The organism is Acinetobacter sp. SwsAc5, assembly GCF_013391485.1.
In the GTDB taxonomy this organism is placed as follows: Bacteria; Pseudomonadota; Gammaproteobacteria; order Pseudomonadales; family Moraxellaceae; genus Acinetobacter; species Acinetobacter towneri.
In genome coordinates this window covers 90835-111300 of record NZ_JACAXD010000009.1, presented here as the reverse complement: position 1 = coordinate 111300, position 20466 = coordinate 90835, and the positions used below count along the sequence as shown (strand labels likewise).

The 20466-nt window shown below is 42.8% G+C and carries 27 protein-coding genes; 5 read left to right on the top strand and 22 right to left on the bottom strand.

Annotation, left to right across the window (positions count from 1 at the left end; translation table 11 throughout):
- Positions 1-176 precede the first annotated feature (176 nt).
- The 4 genes from HYG89_RS07335 to HYG89_RS07320 all read left to right on the top strand — a co-directional run bounded on the left by HYG89_RS07335 (position 177) and on the right by HYG89_RS07320 (position 3893).
- On the top strand, positions 177-2216 hold the full coding sequence (locus tag HYG89_RS07335; protein WP_178866876.1) for a M3 family metallopeptidase: 2040 nt from the start codon (positions 177-179) through the stop codon (positions 2214-2216).
- A gap of 40 nt (positions 2217-2256) precedes the next feature.
- Positions 2257-2466 carry a YheV family putative zinc ribbon protein gene (locus HYG89_RS07330; protein ID WP_171324836.1) on the top strand — a complete coding sequence of 70 codons (210 nt, stop codon included), beginning with the start codon at positions 2257-2259 and terminating at the stop codon, positions 2464-2466.
- 21 nt (positions 2467-2487) lie between these two features.
- Complete coding sequence (locus HYG89_RS07325) at positions 2488-2898, top strand: hypothetical protein (RefSeq protein WP_178866874.1); 411 nt, start codon at positions 2488-2490, stop codon at positions 2896-2898.
- A 101-nt stretch (positions 2899-2999) separates the two neighbouring features.
- On the top strand, positions 3000-3893 hold the full coding sequence (locus HYG89_RS07320) for a DMT family transporter (protein WP_131260580.1): 894 nt from the start codon (positions 3000-3002) through the stop codon (positions 3891-3893).
- Between the two features lie 109 nt (positions 3894-4002).
- Here the strand turns inward: HYG89_RS07320 and HYG89_RS07315 are convergent, their stop codons facing one another.
- The 5 genes from HYG89_RS07315 to HYG89_RS07295 form a co-directional block, all read right to left on the bottom strand.
- On the bottom strand, positions 4003-6210 hold the full coding sequence (locus HYG89_RS07315) for a TRAP transporter large permease subunit (protein WP_178866872.1): 2208 nt from the start codon (positions 6208-6210) through the stop codon (positions 4003-4005).
- Positions 6211-6430: 220 nt separating this feature from the next.
- Entirely contained in the window at positions 6431-7012 is a 582-nt protein-coding gene (gene rrtA / locus HYG89_RS07310) for a rhombosortase (protein WP_104853260.1), read from the bottom strand.
- A gap of 103 nt (positions 7013-7115) precedes the next feature.
- Positions 7116-8162, bottom strand: coding sequence for a hypothetical protein (locus tag HYG89_RS07305; protein WP_178866870.1), 1047 nt, complete (start codon positions 8160-8162; stop codon positions 7116-7118).
- Between the two features lie 445 nt (positions 8163-8607).
- Positions 8608-9030 (bottom strand): protein YgfX, encoded by a 423-nt coding sequence (locus HYG89_RS07300; protein WP_096901367.1) that lies wholly within the window; start codon positions 9028-9030, stop codon positions 8608-8610.
- A complete protein-coding gene (locus HYG89_RS07295; RefSeq protein WP_004974752.1) occupies positions 9023-9280 on the bottom strand; it encodes a succinate dehydrogenase assembly factor 2 in 258 nt (85 codons plus the stop codon). The genes HYG89_RS07300 and HYG89_RS07295 overlap by 8 nt, the downstream gene beginning before the upstream one ends.
- 185 nt (positions 9281-9465) lie before the next feature.
- On the opposite strand from HYG89_RS07295, the gene HYG89_RS07290 reads away from it, so the two are divergent.
- Entirely contained in the window at positions 9466-10638 is a 1173-nt protein-coding gene (locus HYG89_RS07290) for an acyl-CoA dehydrogenase family protein (protein ID WP_178866868.1), read from the top strand.
- Positions 10639-10713: 75 nt separating this feature from the next.
- On the opposite strand, the gene HYG89_RS07285 is transcribed toward HYG89_RS07290, so the two are convergent.
- From HYG89_RS07285 to rplX, 17 genes are all read right to left on the bottom strand, one after another.
- Complete coding sequence (locus HYG89_RS07285; protein ID WP_178866866.1) at positions 10714-12204, bottom strand: NAD(P)/FAD-dependent oxidoreductase; 1491 nt, start codon at positions 12202-12204, stop codon at positions 10714-10716.
- A gap of 199 nt (positions 12205-12403) precedes the next feature.
- On the bottom strand, positions 12404-12769 hold the full coding sequence (gene rplQ, locus HYG89_RS07280) for a 50S ribosomal protein L17 (protein ID WP_004974746.1): 366 nt from the start codon (positions 12767-12769) through the stop codon (positions 12404-12406).
- Between the two features lie 18 nt (positions 12770-12787).
- Entirely contained in the window at positions 12788-13795 is a 1008-nt protein-coding gene (gene rpoA / locus HYG89_RS07275) for a DNA-directed RNA polymerase subunit alpha (RefSeq protein WP_004974745.1), read from the bottom strand.
- 17 nt (positions 13796-13812) lie between these two features.
- Positions 13813-14439 (bottom strand): 30S ribosomal protein S4, encoded by a 627-nt coding sequence (gene rpsD, locus HYG89_RS07270; protein ID WP_004974744.1) that lies wholly within the window; start codon positions 14437-14439, stop codon positions 13813-13815.
- A 12-nt stretch (positions 14440-14451) separates the two neighbouring features.
- Positions 14452-14838 (bottom strand): 30S ribosomal protein S11, encoded by a 387-nt coding sequence (gene rpsK, locus HYG89_RS07265; RefSeq protein WP_001040166.1) that lies wholly within the window; start codon positions 14836-14838, stop codon positions 14452-14454.
- Positions 14839-14857: 19 nt separating this feature from the next.
- On the bottom strand, positions 14858-15214 hold the full coding sequence (rpsM, locus tag HYG89_RS07260) for a 30S ribosomal protein S13 (RefSeq protein ID WP_004974734.1): 357 nt from the start codon (positions 15212-15214) through the stop codon (positions 14858-14860).
- Positions 15215-15321: 107 nt separating this feature from the next.
- Positions 15322-15438, bottom strand: coding sequence for a 50S ribosomal protein L36 (gene rpmJ, locus HYG89_RS07255; RefSeq protein ID WP_000867907.1), 117 nt, complete (start codon positions 15436-15438; stop codon positions 15322-15324).
- 20 nt (positions 15439-15458) lie between these two features.
- A complete protein-coding gene (secY, locus tag HYG89_RS07250) occupies positions 15459-16778 on the bottom strand; it encodes a preprotein translocase subunit SecY (RefSeq protein WP_171257418.1) in 1320 nt (439 codons plus the stop codon).
- A 45-nt stretch (positions 16779-16823) separates the two neighbouring features.
- The gene (gene rplO / locus HYG89_RS07245) at positions 16824-17264 is read right to left on the bottom strand and encodes a 50S ribosomal protein L15 (RefSeq protein WP_004974728.1); all 441 of its coding nucleotides are present in this window, start codon (positions 17262-17264) and stop codon (positions 16824-16826) included.
- A gap of 3 nt (positions 17265-17267) precedes the next feature.
- A complete protein-coding gene (gene rpmD, locus HYG89_RS07240; protein ID WP_004786899.1) occupies positions 17268-17444 on the bottom strand; it encodes a 50S ribosomal protein L30 in 177 nt (58 codons plus the stop codon).
- 6 nt (positions 17445-17450) lie between these two features.
- A complete protein-coding gene (gene rpsE, locus HYG89_RS07235; RefSeq protein ID WP_004974725.1) occupies positions 17451-17948 on the bottom strand; it encodes a 30S ribosomal protein S5 in 498 nt (165 codons plus the stop codon).
- A 2-nt stretch (positions 17949-17950) separates the two neighbouring features.
- Positions 17951-18301: a 50S ribosomal protein L18 gene (gene rplR / locus HYG89_RS07230; protein WP_004281497.1), complete on the bottom strand. Its 351-nt coding sequence runs from the start codon at positions 18299-18301 to the stop codon at positions 17951-17953.
- 14 nt (positions 18302-18315) lie between these two features.
- Positions 18316-18849 carry a 50S ribosomal protein L6 gene (gene rplF / locus HYG89_RS07225; protein WP_004974722.1) on the bottom strand — a complete coding sequence of 178 codons (534 nt, stop codon included), beginning with the start codon at positions 18847-18849 and terminating at the stop codon, positions 18316-18318.
- Between the two features lie 16 nt (positions 18850-18865).
- Positions 18866-19261: a 30S ribosomal protein S8 gene (rpsH, locus tag HYG89_RS07220; RefSeq protein ID WP_004974720.1), complete on the bottom strand. Its 396-nt coding sequence runs from the start codon at positions 19259-19261 to the stop codon at positions 18866-18868.
- Between the two features lie 12 nt (positions 19262-19273).
- The gene (gene rpsN / locus HYG89_RS07215) at positions 19274-19579 is read right to left on the bottom strand and encodes a 30S ribosomal protein S14 (protein WP_004825185.1); all 306 of its coding nucleotides are present in this window, start codon (positions 19577-19579) and stop codon (positions 19274-19276) included.
- Positions 19580-19588: 9 nt separating this feature from the next.
- Positions 19589-20125: a 50S ribosomal protein L5 gene (gene rplE, locus HYG89_RS07210; protein ID WP_004974719.1), complete on the bottom strand. Its 537-nt coding sequence runs from the start codon at positions 20123-20125 to the stop codon at positions 19589-19591.
- Positions 20126-20141: 16 nt separating this feature from the next.
- Positions 20142-20459, bottom strand: coding sequence for a 50S ribosomal protein L24 (rplX, locus tag HYG89_RS07205; protein WP_004974717.1), 318 nt, complete (start codon positions 20457-20459; stop codon positions 20142-20144).
- Positions 20460-20466: the final 7 nt, after the last annotated feature.

Sequence of the window (20466 nt, the reverse complement as noted above, 5' to 3'; positions counted from 1 at the left end):
TCTAACAACTTCAAAAAGAGCTACGGCTCTTTTTGTTTTTTGGGGATCGTATCAAACAGCCCTATTCTGCCAAATTTATCACCTTGATTAGCTAAATCTGCGCTTATGCCTTGATTTCAGCCCTCAAAAGCCCTACATCTATAAATCATGAAAGAAATTTAGATGGCACTCAAAAAATGAAATTACAGCAAGCAACTTTACCTGTTCCCCAATTTGATCAAATTACACTGGCAGATTTAAAACAAAAAATTGAGCATGCCATTCAGCAGGGACAAAACTTTTTAAATAATCTGACTGCAGTACCTGAAAATACGACGGCGCAATTAAATGTTTTAGAACAGATTGATCAGCTCGAAAATAACATGAGCGAAGCATGGGGCGTGCTGTCACATTTAAATGCGGTCATGAATAATCCTGAAACCCGCGAAGTGTATCAAGCGCTGTTACCAAGTTTAAGCGACTACTACACTCAATTGGGTCAGCACACGGTGTTGTATCAAAGCTATCAACATATTCACGACGCCAACACCTTTAAAGATTTGCCTGCTGCACAACAAAGCGCAATTCAACTGGCATTGCGCGACTTTAAACTGTCAGGTGTGGCCTTAGAAGGTGAAGCTAAAAAACGCTATGCTGAAATTTCAGCGCGTTTATCGCAACTGTCATCAGACTTTTCCAATCATGTGTTGGATGCCACCCAAGCCTATTACAAAGTATTGTCCGAAGATCAGCTCAAAGGTTTACCGCCAAGCAGCGTTGAATTGCTGAAACAATATGGTCAGCAACGCGAATTGGAACAAGCTGTGGCAACACTGGATATTCCTGCCTATTTAGCCATTATGACCTATGCCGATGATCGTGCTTTGCGCGAAACCTTGTATAAGGCATACACTACTCGCGCGTCCGATCAATCAGCCCAGTCTGAATTTGACAATACACCAATCATGCAAGAAATCCTGAGTTTGCGCCAAGAAATGGCTCAGCTGCTCGGTTTTAACAATTACGCAGAATTATCCCTTGCCAGCAAAATGGCACCAAGTGTCGAAGCAGTCGATCAGTTCTTGCGTGAACTAGCAGAACATGCACGAGCACCTGCAGAAAAGGAAATTGCAGAACTTAAAGCCATTGCTGCCAAAGACGGCATTGATACCCTGCAACCATGGGATACAGGCTACTATTCAGAAAAATTAAAACTGCAACAATTTAACCTTTCGCAGGAGATGCTAAAACCGTATTTCCCTGCCCCTAGAGTGGTTGAAGGTCTATTTAGCATCGTCAAGCGTTTATACGATGTCGATATTATTGAGCGCGCTGCCCCTGTTTGGCATCCTGATGCACGTTATTTTGAACTTGAAGATCAAGGTCAAGTGATTGGTGGTTTTTACTTTGATCTATATGCCCGTACAGGCAAACGCGGCGGCGCATGGATGAGTGGTTTCCGTTCACGCATGCAATTGGCACAAGGTTTACAAAAACCAATTTGCTATATGGTGTGTAACTTTACCCCACCTGTTGCAGACCAACCCGCGCTTTTAACGCATGATGAAGTCATCACCCTATTCCATGAATTTGGACATGGCTTACATCACATGCTAACTGAAGTAGATAATATTGCTGTGGCAGGTACACATGGTGTCGCTTGGGATGCGGTGGAATTACCAAGCCAATTCATGGAATTTTGGACTTGGGATCAGGACAGTTTAGATATGCTGAGTGCGCACATTGATACGCAAGCGACACTACCTGAACACTTGCTCAAAGCGCTGTTAGATGCACGTTTCTTCCAATCAGGTATGCAAAGCCTACGTCAAATTGAATTTGCCCTATTTGACTTAAGTATTCACCGCAGCAACCCTGCATTAACCGCTGAACAGATTCAAGCCACCCTAAATGACATTCGCCAGAATTATGCCGTTGTGCCGACCACAAGCTATAACCGTTTCCAGCACAGCTTTAGCCATATTTTCACAGGCGGCTATGCAGCAGGTTATTATTCGTACAAATGGGCAGAGGTTTTGGCCAGTGATGCCTTTGATCGTTTTGAAAATGAAGGACTGTTTAATACCGAAACGGGTAAGCAGTTTAGACAGTTTATTCTAGCAGTTGGCGGAAAAGATTCAGCACTTGATGCATTTATCAATTTCCGCGGACGCGAGCCAAAAATAGACGCACTATTACGTCATCAAGGTTGGACGAACACGGTGAAAAACGCTTAAACTAAGAACTTTAGATGAAGTTAGGGGAGTCATGATGACCATTAAACGTCGTTTCATTGCAGGCGCAAAATGTCCAAAATGTCAGGCGATGGATCGGGTTGTCATGCTCACCGCTGACGAAGCTGAATGGATCGAATGTATCGAGTGTGATTATACGGAAAACCGTCCAACACATATTGATGAACCTGAAATCCCAGAGGTTTCAGATGAAATTGGGGTGATCCAGTTTAAGCCGCGTCAGTCAAAGTAAAACAATAAGGTTCAACAACGCATGACTGAAGATCAACGACATAACCCTAAGCTTTTATGGGCGATTACGGGTGGGTTAATTATTGTCATTATTGCCGTATTTATCTTTCAATGGATGGGCGATAGCGACAATACTGCGCCTATAGAAACTGCCCCAACTACGGCGTCTGTAGCGAAAGCTGTACCTGCTGAAGCAACGCCATTGCAAGAATATGAAGCAGCACCAAAACAGTTGGTCACAGAAGATTTACTCAAAGCACCTATATCTGAGAATGCAGCGCTTGCCAAAGAAGAAGTGGCTAAATTAGATGACATTCAAAATCAGCTGAATGATCAACGTGCCTTATTAAAACAGCAACATAACGATGCCGATGAATTGATTAAACTGAAAGAAGAACAAATCAAAATACTGGAAGCCCAACTGGCACAGTAAGCCTCCTCTGCTTCACATCAGTCGTTTTAAAGTGCGATAAATGGTCAGTATTGTTGCCAATTTAAGCTAGAATAGCCAGAGGTTATTCTGGCTTTATTTGTATGACATCTTCTGGTTCTGCCCAACAAAATTTGCTCAAAGCAATTATGCTGTTGACCTGCTCTGCCTTTCTGTTTTCACTCATGGGAGTGTGCGTTCGTTACGCATCAGAAACGGTAGATAATGCCACAGTGGTATTTTTCCGTAATTTTATTGGTTTGTTTATTTTTATCCCGTTCATTTTCAATAAAGGCTTGGGCTTTTTTAAAACTGAAAAGTTATGGATGCACACTTGGCGTTCGGTGGTCGGCTTAACCGCCATGTATGGTTTTTTCTACGCGATTGCCAATCTAAAACTGTCCAATGCGATGGTCTTTACCTATTCATCGCCTATTTTTATTCCCTTAATTGCATGGCTATTCCTTAAAGAAAAAATCACCAAACCGATGCTATTGGCTGCGTTCATTGGTTTATTTGGCGTGTTATTTGTCGCCAAACCCGATGCAGGTATGTTTAATAGCATGTCCGCAATTGGACTCAGTGCCAGTTTTTTAGCAGCGATGGCTTTTGTCACGGTACGCGCCCTGACTCAAACCGAACCGCCTGAACGCATTGTGTTTTATTTTTGCATGATTGGGACACTCATTTCTGTTGTACCGATGTTCTGGTCATGGCGTCCTTACAACTTAAAAGAATTGAGTTTTTTAATTGGTGCAGGATTGCTGGCCAATATCAGTCAGATCTTTATGTCCAATGCCTACCGTCTTGCCCCTGCTGGGCAAATTGGCCCTGTCAATTACATTGCGATTATTTTTGCAGGGATTTGGGGCTTTAGCTTTTGGCATGAAACGCCAGACTTATTTAGTTTAATTGGCTTTGCCCTAATTTTGCTTGCCATTATTTTGTGCAGTCCACTGTTACAAAAACACCTGAATCACCACTCACCACATTCTTAATGCTGTTTTTGTATTCCCTACACATCAGCCTCATAAACCTTATAAAAAAATACCCCGTAGCGAACTACAGGGTGTTGTTAAACAATAAGATGACTGTGATTGAGTATGCTTATTCATACCAACCGAATAGCTTAAACACATACGGTACATAGGCAATAATCAACATCGCAGGCAGCATCACAATCACAGGTAAAACCCAACGCTCAAAGCGATAATAGAACGGTTTATGACGAACTTCCGCATCGGCTGCAGCGACTTCTTCATCACCAATTGACTGCCTTGCCAATAAGTGATTCAGCGCTACAGGTGGCGTCACATAGCCCAATTCAAAGCCGATGAGGGTAATCATCCAGAAATGCACAGGATGAATTCCATATTGATACGCCACAGGTGCAACCGTTGCCGAAATTAGAATCACCGCACCGAATGGATCCATAATCATGCCCACAAAAATCATCAGGGCAACAATCAGGCTAATCACAATAAAGATGCTGCTAATATCAGTTGGGAAAGCATCCATAATTTCAATGCGTTCTAAATATCCCCCTACGCTCACCGACAGCGCCATCAAAATGACCAAAGCACCAATGTGTCCCACCGTTTCACTGGTAGATAGATGTAATGCTTTAAAGAATCCATATTGACGCAATGGTGAATCTGGCGCAGTCAGTAATGAACGCTCCGCTGTATTTGCGGTCTGTGATGCTGCGGGCTGCGTATCTAAGGTCTGATCCCACTGCCCCATTGGTGGAATCGGTGCAGGTTCGTGACGTAATTTATCAAACAACACCATCATCAAAAGAATCACAGGCATCATCACAGGTGCTGTAAATTCATTCATATTGGTGTCGAGAGCATATTTATAGAAAGCCCAAATCAACACAAAAATAATGATATACGGCAGAACTGGGCCTAAAGCACGGAACGACAATGGTGCAGCAACACTTGGCGCAGCAATACGGAATTTACTCTCGGCAAAGAACAGCGAAATGATCAAGAATAAAGTTGAGGTTAATAAGAAGACATACAAGCCATAGTGATACAGCATGTCCGTTGTGACTTCTTTATTCAGCGATGCCACCACAACAATCAATAGGCATGGACGAAGCACGACCCCCATTGAACCCGACATAGCTGTTGCCGCCAGTGCAAACTGACGTCGTCCACCCGCATTCCAAACTTCTTTATAAATGATCGCACCTGCGGCAATGACAAAAATCCCCGATGCACCGGTATAAGCCGTCGGCAATGCCGCAGCAATCAAAATCAGCCAGGTTAAAGTTTCAGGTGCCAAATTCCACGGACGCAGAATATTCAGGAACAAATCCACAATTCGGGTTTGTTTGAGCAACATCCCCGCCCAAATAAACAATGCCAAGTTCAGGAAAATACTGGAGAATTCGACCAGTTGCCCTAGGTAAATCCCTTGCCCCATTGGATAATCCATCAGGAAGGTAAAAGAGAAACCCGTACTAATTGCCATATAGGCATACAAAGGTACGCTCAGGAAAGCAAGACCTAAACTACCGCCTTCACGGGTCGGTGCAGGTGGCTTAATAAGCTGGAATAAACTAATTAAAGTCAGAGTTGCAAACAGAATCATCCACATCCAGTAAATGATTTGCGTTTCACCACTCATCGGTACGCCTGAATTGAGTACTGAACGATATTGACTGATACTTGACGAGGTTAAGAAACCATTCGCCACCACCATTAAGGTCGAATACACCTTGAAGTCAATTTTGGTCGCAGGGCCACGTAAACCAATGTGATGGGTCTTTAAAGTGGCACTAATTGCAGCAAAGACCACCATCAACACCAATAAAATGGCACGGTTTTCAGTACCAAATTTAAAAATGCCAAAGAAAGAGGTTTCAATGGTTCGATACATTTTCAAGCTTGGATGAGCTTGAATATGCTGAATCGCCTGATCATGAAATTGAAATTTTTCTTCACAAATTTGTTTGGCTGCCAAAATTGAAGCCCGGACATCTGACTCAGAGGCGGTGCCAAAAATATCGGCAAACTCATCAGCAGCATTGGCTTGCATTTGGGCATGTACTTGCGCATCGACATCGGGGTTGCGTTCACAGTCAGGTGCAGTGGGTTCGGCACGTAAAAATGAATATTGCATACCTGTTGCAGGGTCACCATATAGGCGTTCACCCATGCGCAACAACTGACCATGTACCATTTCACCTGTACCAATAATGAGGGTCAGTAACAACAAGATCAAAATAACGAATGTAGAAATCCATTCTGTCCATATATGTCTGAGCAAAGCCAAGCCAGACCTGCGTTGTCCGTTATTGTGCATATATTTTCCTGTTTTTATTCTGCGCAGAAACCGAGACTCTCGAATTTCTGTCTATCCTTATTCAACGGAATGTCCATCTTCCATTGAGCATTTTTGTATTCAGTTTAAATGTGCATGAGCGTCGTTATTTTTAAAATGACAATATAGATTTTCTTTTAAGAAAAAATGGTCAATTGTGAGATTTTATGTGAGCCCTTTTTGCCATCATTTTGATGTAATTTTAATGCGGATCAATGCAATAGGCCCAAATAATATAAGCCAGTGCAAAAATTACTCCCCAAATCACCCCCAATAAATGTGCCTCAACTAATACAGGACTCCCGATTAATTCTGCTGTACCCAAACTGCCCACGGTATTTTCCCAAATCAGTTTAGATAAAATAAGCAGCAAGACCAATGTGGCAAAGCCACGTTCTTTTTTATAAAGCAAATGCACACATGCCACCGCCACATAAGCACCATGCAACACCCCAGAAAGTCCTGCATAGGCATCAATATCGGCAAGGAAGTAATAGAAACTCAGACTAATCGCTGGCGGTAGTACCAACAAAAGCGCCACAAAGTGCCATACTTTGGCATGCGGAAAAATAAAAGGTAAACAGGCAAACGCGATCATATTGAGTAAATAATGAATCCAGCCCACATGCACCCAATGCCCTGTCCATAAGCGCCAAAATTCATCCAATAAATGTGTAGACCAATAAATAAAATGCTCTGCAAAAATCTGCAAACATGCCGAAACCGACATACATGCCGCAATAAACACAATTTTTCGACTGAGAAATTGAGATGAATATTGCATAGGCGCTTGCATCCTCCAAATTATTCTTGTTATGTGCTTCGGCAAACGGATTGCCCAATCCTAAAACTTCTTGTCTATATTGAATTGGGCAATCTTGATATTTTTACAATTGAGCTGCCGTATCCTCATTAAATAAATCATCTAATTCAGATGAATCATCTTGTTCATCCCAGAAACGTTGCTGATCACCAGTACGCACACCTGTATGTTCAGTCCAGTAACGGTCTGAAATTCCTTGTACCATGCTTCCTGCCATGGCATCAATCAATTTAAATTGTGGATTTACAGGTTTTTCGTCACTGCGTGCATTAGAAAAGGCTTTGAGTGCATCGCGGATTTTGGCATCTTCACCACTGGCTTGGGCAGCAACCGCATATAAAGCGTGTGATAAACGCACCCCTTTATTTTCACCAATTTGCATCGACTGCTTTAAGGTTTGATACGGATCAGGTTTGCCATCTCCCGCACCTGGAAGCAAAGTCCAAATTACGGCACGTGTAGCCTCTGGTGCGCCCCAGAATTTTTCATTGTTTAAACAGGTCATACCACGTTCAACAATCGCGGCAATATCTTTAGGCACATGCACTGCCCCGCCTGAATTAATATCATTGGTCATGGCTTGCAAGCCACTCAACATCCCCAACATATACACAGTTTGATCAATATCACTGTTCATTTTTGGACAACCTTCGCCCAAAGGTTTCCGATATTTCTTTTCCCAACGATGCTGAAACAATTGATAGCCTGTGTATTGGCGCTGTGCCGCCAAAGCCGCCCAACGTTTTTGCTGAATCCGCGCATCTTGCGCTTCGCCCACTTGCCCTGCTTTTGCTGCACGTAAATAACGCAATTCAGCATCCAAAGCTTTTTCTTCGGCACAAATACCCGCAGCCGAATACATTAGTACCGCAACACGGGTTGGGTCTGCGCCCATATCTTTAGTCGCCATAATGGCAGGGGTTAAGGAATTACCAGAATTACACACCATTTCAGCATCTTCCATCGCTAAAATTGGCGGCACAAGATGTTTTTCAGTAAATCCAAGTGCGACATTGGCACCTGTTTTGATCACTTGTGAACAACCTGATAATAATAAACTTGTGATTGCAAATACGGCCACACCCTGGCCTATTTTTTGGACTTGCGACATTTTCCTGTCCTCTATAATTGTGTTTATGTCCATTGCAACAAACATAGCAGAAGCAATATCTGAATAAAAGCGTCTACTTGCTGCTTCAGATGGATAACTTTGCCATGTTTTAAAGTGACTAAAATTGACTGAAATCTGTCATCCGACAAAATTTAGGCAAAAAAAAGTAGCATTGCGACGGTTCAGCACATGCTACTTATTAACTGATGCCCAATTCGGGCTTATCTTAAAAAATCTTTCGACTAAATTTAAATCTGCACATTTCAGGAATCTGATTTGTATTGATCTACACTTGTCTGGAATGAATATAACTGAAAATAGGGATATGTGTAATCTTTTATGCCAATATAAAATGACTGATCAGGACACGAAAAATAGATGATAACTTTATCTTTATGATACTTATAGTTTTTTATTATTATAAAAATATACAGCTGTCTGTAAATTAGAGCATTTTCGCCAATACTTTTAGAGCCTTCCATTCCGCCTTGGAAACCTGATCACACCAAATCACCAGAGGTTTAAAGGCTTGCTGAAATTCCATGACGATATAAATTTGATGATCTATCACTTGACGCAGTTGCACACGCTGAATTTCAATTTGGCGAGCTGTGCTTTTAATCTGTTGTGATACTACACGAGGCGCGAGATAGGAAATTGACCATTCACGGTCATCTAATTGATCTAAACCAACAATTCGGTTTGCACGAACAAATTTAAAATATGTCCAGCCCATAATGACAATACATACAACGCTAAGCCATGGCTTTAACACTTGTAGTAAAAGCCAAACGATGAGTAGAGCGATCATCAGCTGAAACACTATTGCGATGACACTAGGTTTCAGCTGAAACTGCTGCTTAGCCATGCACATAATGCTTTAGTTTACGGATAAAATCTTTCAACTCAGGACGTGGTGGCTCAGACACTTCCATAAACCAATCCAATAAATCTGGGTCTTCCTGCTCAACCAAATCGGCAAACATTTGTTTTTCTTCCGCACTGGCAGTCAAATAATGATTTTTCACATACGGGTCAAAATAGACATCAATTTCCTTTAAACCACGACGGGCACGGTAAATCACTTTGCGTTCTTCTAAGCTGATGTCATCACTCATGCGGTTTCCCCATTAAAATTAAACTCAGGCTAGTTTAACCGACCCCTTTTAAAGTTTCGATGACTTTTATGCAGCATTGACCAAAAGCATCATCTTTCATTTGCAATTGAAACTTTTGCACCTTGTTGCCCCCTATAAATTCTTCTAAGGTGAATTCAAAATAACAACATCAGGAAGATAAAACCATGCAATCTGCCGCAATTCGCCCCATTGCCAATATGTTACCGCGCACCTTATTCAGCGCTGAACACGATAGTTTTCGTGATTTGGTACGAAAATTCTATTTGCAGGAAGTCATCCCCCATACTGAAAAGTTTGAAGCGCAGCAGCATGTAGATCGTGAGCTATGGCGTAAAGCAGGTGCTTTGGGTTTGCTGTGTAGCACCATGCCTGAAGAATATGCAGGTTCAGGGGTAGACCGCTTATACAGCATGATTTTGATTGAAGAACAAGCCTATGCAGGTGACAGTGCTACCGGTTTTTCACTGCATTCAGATATTGTCGCCAATTACATTAATAACTTTGGCACAACTGAACAAAAACAACACTGGTTACCCCGCATGGCCACAGGCGAAGTGATAACCGCGATTGCCATGACCGAACCCGGTACAGGTTCAGACTTACAAGCTGTGCGTACCTCTGCGGTATTGGATGGCGATGAATACGTGATTAATGGTTCTAAAATTTTTATTACCAACGGCTATTTGTGCGACATGGCGATTGTGGTATGTAAAACAGCGAACACAGACAAAGGTTCAGCCAATCTGTCTTTAATATTGGTAGAAGCAGACCGTGCGGGATTTAGCAAAGGCAAACCACTGAATAAAATTGGTATGAAAGGTCAGGACACTTGCGAATTATTTTTTGATAATGTCCGCGTGCCTCGCAGCAATTTATTGGGTGCAGAAGGCATGGGCTTTATCATGCTGATGAAAGAACTGGCTTGGGAACGCTTAATTGTCGCGATTATTTGCCAAGCAGGTGCAGAAGCTGCTTTTGCACATACACTGCAATATACTCAGCAACGTCAAGCCTTTGGCAAAAGTATTCATAGCTTTCAAAATACGCGCTTTAAACTGGCAGAATTACGCACCGAAATTGATTTCTGTCGTGCTTTTTTAGATCAATGTATGCAGTTACAACTTCAAGATCAGCTCAGTGTTGAAGCTGCAGCGGCCGCCAAATATAAAATTTCAGAGATGTACTCCAAAGTGGTGGATGAATGTCTACAACTGCATGGTGGTTATGGCTATATGCTTGAGTATCCAATTGCACGTGCTTACTTAGACAATCGGGCCAATCGTATTTATGCAGGCACCAATGAAATTATGAAAGAGCTGATTTCACGTTCTTTATAAAATTTCCACCTCAACATAAAAATGGCGCAAGCAATTTTAAATTTCTTGTGCCATATTATTTTTGCACCCAACGATTTAAGACACTAATTTAGGTTTACGCTGCTGTGCAGGCACAGCTTGTTTGAATTTTAAAATACCATCTTCAAAACTTGCTTGTTTTAAAGTTTTGCGATCTTCTAAGTAATTGTTGGTCACTCGCCATGGCGCATGTTTGCCTTGCTTTGGCATCACATCAGCAGCACGCGCGATATAGCCCGAACTCAAACTGCCCATCACCGTATCTTCCAATAACTCTGTTTGGTCACCTTGAGGAATTACCTCGTCATAACCTTGTCGATCCATATAATTGAGCAAACGACAAATATAATCCGCAGCCACATCCACTTTAAGCGTCCAAGAGGCATTAATATAGCCAATAATCATCGCCATATTCGGTACATCGCTGATCATCACACCTTGATATAGCATGTGCTTCGAGGTGTCTAAAGGCACACCATCAATTGTGGCTTGAATACCGCCTAGAATCTGAATATTCAAACCTGTCGCAGACACAATAATATCGGCATCCAAATGTTTACCCGATTTTAATTGCACACCTGTTTCAGTAAAACTTGCAATTTGATTGGTTTCAATCGAGGCATGCCCTTCGCGTAAAATCTTAAATAAATCACCATCAGGCACAACACATAAACGCTGATCCCACGGATTATAATGTGGCGTGAAATGCTTCATATCTACCTTGCCCTTGAGCTGCATTTGGATAGATTTCAGCAACAAAGTCCGCAGTAATTTCGGCTGTTTTTGTGCTAAAGCATAAATGGCGCGTTGCATGCCAATATTACGTGCGCGCGTGATTTTGTAAGCAACATCTTCAGGCAAAACTTTACGCATTTGCTGATAAACAAAATCCATTGCAGGCACTGAAGCAATATATGTCGGTGAGCGTTGCAGCATGGTGACATGCGCTGCACCACCTTTCGACATGGCAGGGACTAAGGTAATCGCAGTTGCACCACTGCCAATAATTAACACCTTTTTACCACGATAATCTAAATTTTCAGGCCAATGCTGAGGGTGGATAAATGTGCCTTTAAACGCCTGCTGATTCGGAAAGTCAGGCTGAAAACCTTGATCGTAATTGTAATAGCCTGTGCAGCCTAAAACAAAATTAGCCACCCAAGTTTCAATCTGTTGTGCTGCATTTTCTATGCGTAACGTCCACTTACGTGTTTGAGAATCATAATTGGCAGATAGTACACGATGCTGAAAATGAATTTTTGAATGTAAGGCTTTTTCTTGAATGACTTCTGCTAAATAACCTTTGATAGATGCGCCATCGGCTAGTACATTGGTTTTCTTCCAAGGCTTAAAATTATAACCAAAGGTCGACATATCCGAATCTGAACGAATGCCCGGATATTGGAATAAATCCCAAGTGCCACCAAAACTTTGACGACGCTCAATAATTTCAAAAGAACGCTGTGGGCAGTTTTGACTTAAATGTGCTGCTACACCAATGCCCGAAATCCCTGCCCCAATAATTAATATATCAACCTGCTTATCCATGTTTTATTGTCCAGCTTGAATGATGTTTTTTATTAAAGCATAAATTTGACAATACACAATGTCAAGTTTAGCAAAAGTTACTAAAATTTATATCAATTCGGGACAATTTGATCATTTTTGAGATCAACTTATTTTTTTCATAAAAAAAGACCGGTAAAACCGGTCTTTTTCTGAACAACGTGCGTTATTCTTGGCGAAATTATTTAACTTCGCGATCTACAAGCTCAACGTAAGCCATCGGTGCAGCATCACCCGCACGGAAGCCCGCTTTAAGAACACGTAGATAACCGCCGTTACGCTCTTTGTAACGAGGGCCAAGAACGGTAAATAATTTACCAACAGTTGCTGCTGAACGAGTACGAGCAAACGCTAAACGACGGTTTGCTACTGTATCGTTTTTAGCTAAAGTGATTAAAGGCTCAGCAACACGACGTAATTCTTTTGCTTTAGGAACAGTTGTTTTGATTAACTCGTGTTCGAACAAAGAATTAGCCAAGTTTTGGAACATCGCTTTGCGATGGCTGCTTGTACGGCCTAATTTCACACCACTATTACGATGACGCATGGTGATAGTCCTACTTAATTAACGGCTACGATAGGCGAAACGATCGTCCATACGGAGACTAGCCGGTGGCCAGTTCTCTAAACGCATGCCGAGCTGTAAGCCTTTAGAAGCCAGAACATCTTTGATCTCTGTAAGCGATTTTTTACCCAAGTTAGGCGTTTTAAGTAGCTCAACTTCAGTACGCTGTACAAGATCACCAATGTAGTAAATATTTTCTGCTTTCAAACAGTTAGCAGAACGAACAGTAAGCTCTAGATCATCTACTGGACGAAGCAAGATTGGGTCAACTTCTTCACGAGGCTCTTGAGCAACAGGAGCTTGATCTTTCTGAAGATCAACAAAAATTGCAATTTGTTGTTGCAAGATTGTTGCCGCTTTGCGGATTGCTTCTTCTGGATCAACTGTACCATTGGTTTCAAGATCAATGATCAACTTGTCAAGGTCAGTACGTTGTTCTACACGCGCATTTTCTACGATGTAAGACACACGTTTAATTGGGCTATAAGAAGCATCTAACTGCAAACGACCTACAGGGCGAGTTTCGCCTTCTGGGAAACGTGAGTCAGATGTTTCATAACCACGACCTTGAGCAACTTTCAGGCGCATTTTTAAATTGCCTGTAGCACTTAAAGTGCCGATCAAGTGTTCAGGGTTAACCACTTCAACATTATGCGGTAAACGAAGGTCTGCAGCAGTTACATCGCCTGGACCTTGTTTTTCCAATGTCAAATAAGCTTCATTTTGATCGAACAGCTTAATAGACAATCCTTTCAGGTTCAGCAAGAGCTCGACGATGTCCTGCTGCAAGCCTTCCAAAGTACTGTACTCGTGCTCGACACCTTCAATTTCAACTTCTACCACAGCTGCGCCAGGTAAAGAAGAAAGAAGGATGCGACGTAAAGCATTACCAAGAGTATGACCAAAGCCACGCTCTAATGGTTCTAGAATAACTTTTGCCGAGGTCCCGCTTGCCGCTTCGACCTTGATCGCTTGCGGAGTAAGAAACTCATTTGCAGTACGCGTCATTATTGCTACCTCAAGGATTATTTAGAATACAATTCTACAATCAAGCTTTCGTTGATTTCAGCAGGTAAATCAGAACGATCTGGTGCAGCTTTAAACGTACCTTCAAATTTAGAATGGTCAACTTCCATCCATGAAGGGATACCACGTTGAGCAGCCAATTCAATTGCGTTTTTAATACGTAATTGTTGTTTTGCACCTTCGTGAACTGCAATTACATCACCAGCTTTAACTTGAATAGACGCAATGTTAACACGACGACCATTTAAAGTAATGCTACGGTGAGATACAAGCTGACGAGCTTCTGCACGTGTAGAACCAAAACCCATGCGATAAACAACGTTATCAAGACGGCTTTCGAGCAATTTCAACAAGTTCTCACCTGTTGCGCCTTTCACACGAGCAGCTTCTTTATAGTAGTTACTAAATTGACGCTCTAAAACACCGTACATACGACGTACTTTTTGTTTTTCACGTAATTGTAGTGAGTACTCAGATTGCTTACCACCACGAGCCCCGCCATGTTGGCCAGGAGCTTTAGCGTGTTTTTTAGTTTTGACGTCAAATGGTTTAACGCCAGATTTTAGTTGCAGGTCTGTCCCTTCGCGGCGAGAGAGTTTGCATTTTGGACCAATATAACGAGCCATGAATGTTTCTCCTTACACGCGACGTTTTTTAGGTGGACGGCAACCGTTGTGAGGGATTGGAGTCACATCGGTAATGCTGTTAATTTTATAACCCACTGCACCTAATGCACGAACCGCAGACTCACGACCTGGACCAGGACCTTTAACAAGGACGTCCAAGTTTTTCAAACCGTAATCTAAAGCAGCTTTACCAGCAACTTCAGCAGCTACCTGAGCAGCGAACGGAGTTGATTTACGTGATCCACGGAAGCCTTGTCCACCTGAGGTAGCCCAAGCCAGTGCATTACCTTGACGATCGGTAATGGTCACAATGGTGTTATTAAAAGAAGCGTGAATGTGTGCAACACCTTCAGAGACGGTACGAGTGACCTTCTTGCGTGTGCGAGTATCTTTAGCCATCTTTTAGCTTCCAGAAATCTTATTTCTTAATCGGTTTGCGCGGACCTTTACGGGTACGTGCGTTAGTTTTGGTGCGTTGACCACGGACAGGCAAGCTGCGACGATGACGAAGACCGCGGTAGCAGCCTAAATCCATTAAACGTTTAATGTTCATGGAAATTTCGCGACGTAAGTCACCTTCGGTCGGAACCTTAGCAACTTCTGCACGAATCGCATCAAGCTGAGCGTCATCTAATTCACGGATCTTTGTTGTTGGTGCGATACCAGCAGCAGCTAAGATAGTCTTAGCAGTGTGGCGACCAATACCAAAGATATAAGTGAGAGAGATAACAGCGTGCTTGTTATCCGGAATGTTTACACCGGCAATACGAGCCATTCAATTTTCTCCAAAAAGGCAGTTAAGATAATCAACCGCCCCACAAAAATCTTGAGGGGCGGATAATAACCTAATTAGCCTACTGAAATCAACAGGTCTTAATCAAATTAACCTTGACGCTGCTTATGACGAGGTTCTGCGCTGCAAATTACGCGAATAACCCCATTACGACGGATAACTTTGCAGCTACCACAAATTTTCTTTACAGAAGCTTGTACTTTCATGATGAAACCTCTAAGTGCGCTTATCCCTTAGGATGAGCAGTCGTTTTTCTCATTAACGTTTGATTATCGTACTGGTGCGAGGTGAGATGTGCTTGAAGCTGAGCCATAAAGTCCATCACAACCACTACAACGATTAATAATGATGTACCACCTAAGCTAAATGGAATTCCAAATGAGCTTTGTAGAATCATCGGCATTAAGCAGACTACAGTGATGTAAATCGCGCCAATAAAGGTCAAACGACTGAGAATATGATCTAAGTAACGAGCAGTTTGCTCACCTGGGCGAATACCAGGCACATAAGCTCCGCTGCGTTTCAAGTTTTCCGAAACTTCTTTAGGGCTGAAAACCAGCGCAGTGTAGAAGTAACAGAAAAAGATAATTAACGCACCAAAGAGCACCAAATACAACGGTTGTCCAGGCGACAATACCAATGCCAAGTCTTGTAGACTACGCTTGATTAATCCAGCATTAGGGTCCGCACTGCCGACCCATTGACCTAAGCTCGCTGGGAACAAAAGCAATGAACTGGCAAAAATTGCTGGAATCACACCTGCCATATTAATTTTTAATGGCAAATGCGTTTGCTGAGCAGTAAATACACGACGACCTTGTTGTTTTTGGGCATAGTTTACTGGAATACGACGCTGCGCCTTCTCAATAAACACAATTGCTGCAAGTACACCCAAAGACAATAAACCAAAAATTGCCAAACCAATCAGGCTTGACTGGCCACTATCAATAGATGTGAAGGATTGCATAATTAAATTAGGCAAGCCTGCAACAATACCTGCGAAAATGATCATGGAAATACCATTACCCACTCCGCGTTCGGTAATTTGTTCACCCAACCACATTAGGAACATTGTGCCTGCAACCAAAGAGGTAACAGCTGGAACGTAAAAAGCCAGACCTGACGTTAAGGTAATACCTTGACCAATCAGACCTGCACACATCCCAATCGCTTGCACAAGTGCAAGAAACAATGTGCCTTGGCGCGTATATTGATTAATTTTGCGTTTGCCTTGCTCGCCTTCTTTTTTCAAAGCTTCAAGCGAAGGAACCACGGTAGACATCAACTGTACGATAATCGAAGCAGAAATGTATGGCATGATCCCTAAAGCAAGAATCGACATCCGCTCTAATGCACCACCCGAAAACATGTTAAACAAACCAAGGATTGTACCTTGGTTTGCATTAAACAATTGTTCAAGTGCGGCATTATTAATGCCTGGTACTGGAATATGCGCTCCTAGTCGAAATACCAACAACGCACCAATGAGAAACATCATTCGGCGTATAATTTCACGGTATTTCACGTGAAATGGTTGGCCTTTCATCATGTGAACATGACCTGAAGAACTAGGAGACATAGACACTGGGGATTACTCCTCGACTTTACCGCCAGCCGCTTCAACAGCAGCTTTAGCGCCTTTAGTCACAGCAACACCTTGAATAGTGAATGCGCGAGTAATTTCACCAGAAAGTACGATACGAGCACGAGCCATATCTTTACGTACAACGTTCGCTGCTTTTAAAGTTTCAAGGCTAACGATGTCGCCTTCCACTTTAGCAAGCTCAGATAAACGTACTTCAGCAGTTTTCAAAGCGATTTGGCTAGTGAAACCGAATTTAGGTAAACGACGATATAACGCAGTTTGACCACCTTCGAATCCAGGACGTGTACCACCGCTCTTACGTGAGTTTTGACCTTTGATACCACGACCACCAGTCTTACCAACGCCAGAACCGATACCACGGCCTAAACGACGGGCTTCACGCTTAGCACCTTCTGCAGGTGCAAGTTCATTTAAACGCAGAGTCATGGCTTATTCCTCTACACTAACCATATAGTAGACTTGGTTGATCATACCACGGTTAGAAGGCGTATCTTGCACTTCTACAGTATGACCAATACGACGCAGACCTAAACCTTTAAGGCTAAGCTTGTGATTTTTCAAGCGGTGCGATGCAGATTTAGTCTGGGTAACTTTAATCGTTTTCATGATTGATTACCCTTGAATTTGTTCTACTGAAAGACCACGTTTCGCAGCAACCTTTTCAGGAGTTGTCATGTCACGCAAACCGTTGAAAGTTGCGTTCACTACGTTTGCAGCGTTAGTAGAACCACGGCATTTAGTCAATACGTTACGTACACCTGCAGCTTCTAAAACTGCACGCATAGAACCACCCGCAATTACACCAGTACCTTCAGATGCTGGCTGCATGTAAACACGGCTTGCACCATGACGCGCATGAATCGGGTGTTGTAAAGTACCATCTGCCAATTCGATAGTGATCATGTTACGACGTGCAGCTTCAAGTGCTTTAGAAATAGCAGCTGGAACTTCACGTGCTTTACCACGACCAAAACCTACGCGACCATTACCATCACCCACAACAGTTAATGCTGTGAAAGAGAAGATACGACCACCTTTAACAACTTTGGCTACGCGATCAACGGCAACCAGCTTTTCAACAAGACCTTCGTTTTGTTCAACTTTAGCCATGATTAGAACTCCAAGCCGTTTTCACGAGCAGCATCAGCCAAGGCTTTGATACGACCATGATATTTAAAACCAGAACGGTCAAACGCAACTTTAGTTACGCCAGCTGCTTTCGCGCGTTCTGCGATTAAAGCACCTACTTTTTGAGCTGCTTCAACGTTACCAGTTGTACCAGCACGTAAAGTAGCATCTAAAGTTGAAGCTTGCGCTAAAACTTTGCCACCATCTGCTGAAATAACTTGAGCATAGATGTGACGCGGCGTGCGGTTTACACACAAACGAGTCGCACCCAATGCACGGATGTGCAAGCGTGTGCTTTTCGCACGACGCAAACGGGATTGTTTCTTTTCGTTCATAAGAACCTCGCGCCTTATTTCTTCTTAGCTTCTTTACGAAGAACAACTTCATCCGAATAACGAACACCTTTACCTTTATATGGCTCTGGTGGACGGTATCCACGGATATCCGCAGCAACTTGACCTAAAGCTGCTTTGTCAGCAGATTTAAGGATAATTTCAGTTGCAGTTGGAGTTTCTGCAGTTACACCTTCAGGAAGGGTGTAATCGATTGGGTGTGAAAAACCAAGGTTAAGGTTAACAACATTACCTTTTACCGCAGCTTTATAACCAACACCAATCAATTGTAACTTACGTTCGAAGCCTTCGCTCACACCTTTTACAAGATTGTTAAGCACAGCGCGAGCAGTACCAGCTTGCATCCAAGCGTCTTTCGACTCAGCTTTAGGAGCAATAGCTAAAATACCGTCTTCCTGTTTTAGCTCGACCAGCGCATGCAGGTTGAAAGACAATGTACCTTTGCTGCCTTTCACTTCGACCTGCCGGCCGTTCTGAGTAACTGTAACACCGTTAGGTACAGTTACTGGGGCTTTAGCCACACGAGACATGAGGAATCACCTATTATTAAGAAACAAAAGCAATAACTTCACCACCGATACCTGCAGCACGTGCAGCGCGATCAGTCATGATGCCTTTGCTTGTAGAAACGATTGCAATACCTAAACCTTGCTTAACGCTTGGAAGTGCATCTTTACCGCGATACTGACGTAGACCTGGACGGCTTACGCGTTTCACAGTTTCGATAACTGGTTTGCCTTCATAGTATTTTAAAGTAATCGTTAATGTAGGTTTGCCTTCGTTGTCAGCCACTTCTACATTTGCGATATAACCTTCTTGTTGAAGTACGTTTGCAATAGCAACCTTCAACTTAGAATTAGGCATAGAAACAGTTTGTTTCTTTGCCATTTGAGCGTTACGAACACGCGTTAGCATGTCGGCAACGGTATCTTGCATACTCATTTATAGTGCTCCTTACCAGCTTGCCTTAACAACGCCCGGTACATCACCTTGCATTACTGTGTCACGTAATTTGTTACGGCTTAAACCGAACTTACGGAAGTAACCATGAGGACGACCAGTTAAACCACAACGGTTACGAAGACGTACTGGAGACGCATTACGTGGTAATGCTTGTAATTTCATCATCGCTTCGAAACGCTCTTCGTCGCTTGCATTTACGTTTGCAATCGTTGCTTTTAATTCAGCACGTTTTGCAGCGTATTTAGCAACAGTAGCTTCGCGTTTCAATTCGCGATTAATCATACCTTTCTTAGCCATATCGACCTCTTATTTGAACGGGAAGCCGAATGCACGCATAAGCGCACGGCCTTCGTCATCGGTGCGAGCAGTCGTAGTAATGGTGATGTCCATACCACGAATTTGATCAATCTTATCGAAATCGATTTCAGGGAACATGATTTGTTCCTTGAGACCCATAGAGTAGTTACCACGACCATCAAATGATTTCGAAGAGAAACCACGGAAGTCACGGATACGAGGGATCGCGATAGAGATCAAACGGTCTAAGAATTCGTACATACGTTCGCCGCGTAAAGTAACTTTACAACCAATCGGCCAACCATCACGGATTTTAAAACCAGCGATTGATTTACGAGCTAATGTTAAAACTGGTTTTTGACCAGCAATAGCTTGCATATCAGAAAGAGCGCCATCTAACAATTTCTTGTCAGCAGCTGCAGCACCAACACCCATGTTGATGGTAATTTTAGTGATGCGAGGGATCTCCATCACATTCTTAACGCCCAATTGTTCTTGTAATTGAGCCTTAAGTTCGTCGTTGTAACGTGTTTTAAGTCTGGCCATTGCCTATTTCAACCTATTACTTCGCCACCGCCACTGATTCACCATTCGATTTATAAACGCGAGTTTTCACGCCATCAATCGTTTGGTAACCAACACGGTCAGCCTTTTGGGTTGTAGCATTAAAAATTGCCACGTTTGAGATATGAAGCGAAGCTTCCTGCGTTACGATACCGCCTTCAGCGCCCGTAGCACGGTTTGGCTTCTGGTGCTTCTTAACCAAGTTAAGACCTTCGACCTTAACACGGTCATTAGAAACTGACAGAACAGTACCCTGTTTGCCTTTTTCTTTACCTGCGATCACAATTACTTGATCGCCTTTTTTAATCTTAGCCATGATTGCC

Bases quoted from the DNA above. Each gene is read 5' to 3' on its own strand.
- HYG89_RS07335 (WP_178866876.1), top strand. From the start codon at position 177: ATGAAATTACAGCAAGCAACTTTACCTGTTCCCCAATTTGATCAAATT.
- HYG89_RS07325 (WP_178866874.1), top strand. From the start codon at position 2,488: ATGACTGAAGATCAACGACATAACCCTAAGCTTTTATGGGCGATTACG.
- HYG89_RS07320 (WP_131260580.1), top strand. From the start codon at position 3,000: ATGACATCTTCTGGTTCTGCCCAACAAAATTTGCTCAAAGCAATTATG.
- HYG89_RS07315 (WP_178866872.1), bottom strand. From the start codon at position 6,210: ATGCACAATAACGGACAACGCAGGTCTGGCTTGGCTTTGCTCAGACAT.
- rrtA (WP_104853260.1), bottom strand. From the start codon at position 7,012: ATGCAATATTCATCTCAATTTCTCAGTCGAAAAATTGTGTTTATTGCG.
- HYG89_RS07305 (WP_178866870.1), bottom strand. From the start codon at position 8,162: ATGTCGCAAGTCCAAAAAATAGGCCAGGGTGTGGCCGTATTTGCAATC.
- HYG89_RS07300 (WP_096901367.1), bottom strand. From the start codon at position 9,030: ATGGCTAAGCAGCAGTTTCAGCTGAAACCTAGTGTCATCGCAATAGTG.
- HYG89_RS07295 (WP_004974752.1), bottom strand. From the start codon at position 9,280: ATGAGTGATGACATCAGCTTAGAAGAACGCAAAGTGATTTACCGTGCC.
- HYG89_RS07290 (WP_178866868.1), top strand. From the start codon at position 9,466: ATGCAATCTGCCGCAATTCGCCCCATTGCCAATATGTTACCGCGCACC.
- HYG89_RS07285 (WP_178866866.1), bottom strand. From the start codon at position 12,204: ATGGATAAGCAGGTTGATATATTAATTATTGGGGCAGGGATTTCGGGC.
- rplQ (WP_004974746.1), bottom strand. From the start codon at position 12,769: ATGCGTCATCGTAATAGTGGTGTGAAATTAGGCCGTACAAGCAGCCAT.
- rpoA (WP_004974745.1), bottom strand. From the start codon at position 13,795: ATGACGCGTACTGCAAATGAGTTTCTTACTCCGCAAGCGATCAAGGTC.
- rpsD (WP_004974744.1), bottom strand. From the start codon at position 14,439: ATGGCTCGTTATATTGGTCCAAAATGCAAACTCTCTCGCCGCGAAGGG.
- rpsK (WP_001040166.1), bottom strand. From the start codon at position 14,838: ATGGCTAAAGATACTCGCACACGCAAGAAGGTCACTCGTACCGTCTCT.
- rpsM (WP_004974734.1), bottom strand. From the start codon at position 15,214: ATGGCTCGTATTGCCGGTGTAAACATTCCGGATAACAAGCACGCTGTT.
- rpmJ (WP_000867907.1), bottom strand. From the start codon at position 15,438: ATGAAAGTACAAGCTTCTGTAAAGAAAATTTGTGGTAGCTGCAAAGTT.
- secY (WP_171257418.1), bottom strand. From the start codon at position 16,778: ATGAAAGGCCAACCATTTCACGTGAAATACCGTGAAATTATACGCCGA.
- rplO (WP_004974728.1), bottom strand. From the start codon at position 17,264: ATGACTCTGCGTTTAAATGAACTTGCACCTGCAGAAGGTGCTAAGCGT.
- rpmD (WP_004786899.1), bottom strand. From the start codon at position 17,444: ATGAAAACGATTAAAGTTACCCAGACTAAATCTGCATCGCACCGCTTG.
- rpsE (WP_004974725.1), bottom strand. From the start codon at position 17,948: ATGGCTAAAGTTGAACAAAACGAAGGTCTTGTTGAAAAGCTGGTTGCC.
- rplR (WP_004281497.1), bottom strand. From the start codon at position 18,301: ATGAACGAAAAGAAACAATCCCGTTTGCGTCGTGCGAAAAGCACACGC.
- rplF (WP_004974722.1), bottom strand. From the start codon at position 18,849: ATGTCTCGTGTGGCTAAAGCCCCAGTAACTGTACCTAACGGTGTTACA.
- rpsH (WP_004974720.1), bottom strand. From the start codon at position 19,261: ATGAGTATGCAAGATACCGTTGCCGACATGCTAACGCGTGTTCGTAAC.
- rpsN (WP_004825185.1), bottom strand. From the start codon at position 19,579: ATGGCTAAGAAAGGTATGATTAATCGCGAATTGAAACGCGAAGCTACT.
- rplE (WP_004974719.1), bottom strand. From the start codon at position 20,125: ATGGCCAGACTTAAAACACGTTACAACGACGAACTTAAGGCTCAATTA.
- rplX (WP_004974717.1), bottom strand. From the start codon at position 20,459: ATGGCTAAGATTAAAAAAGGCGATCAAGTAATTGTGATCGCAGGTAAA.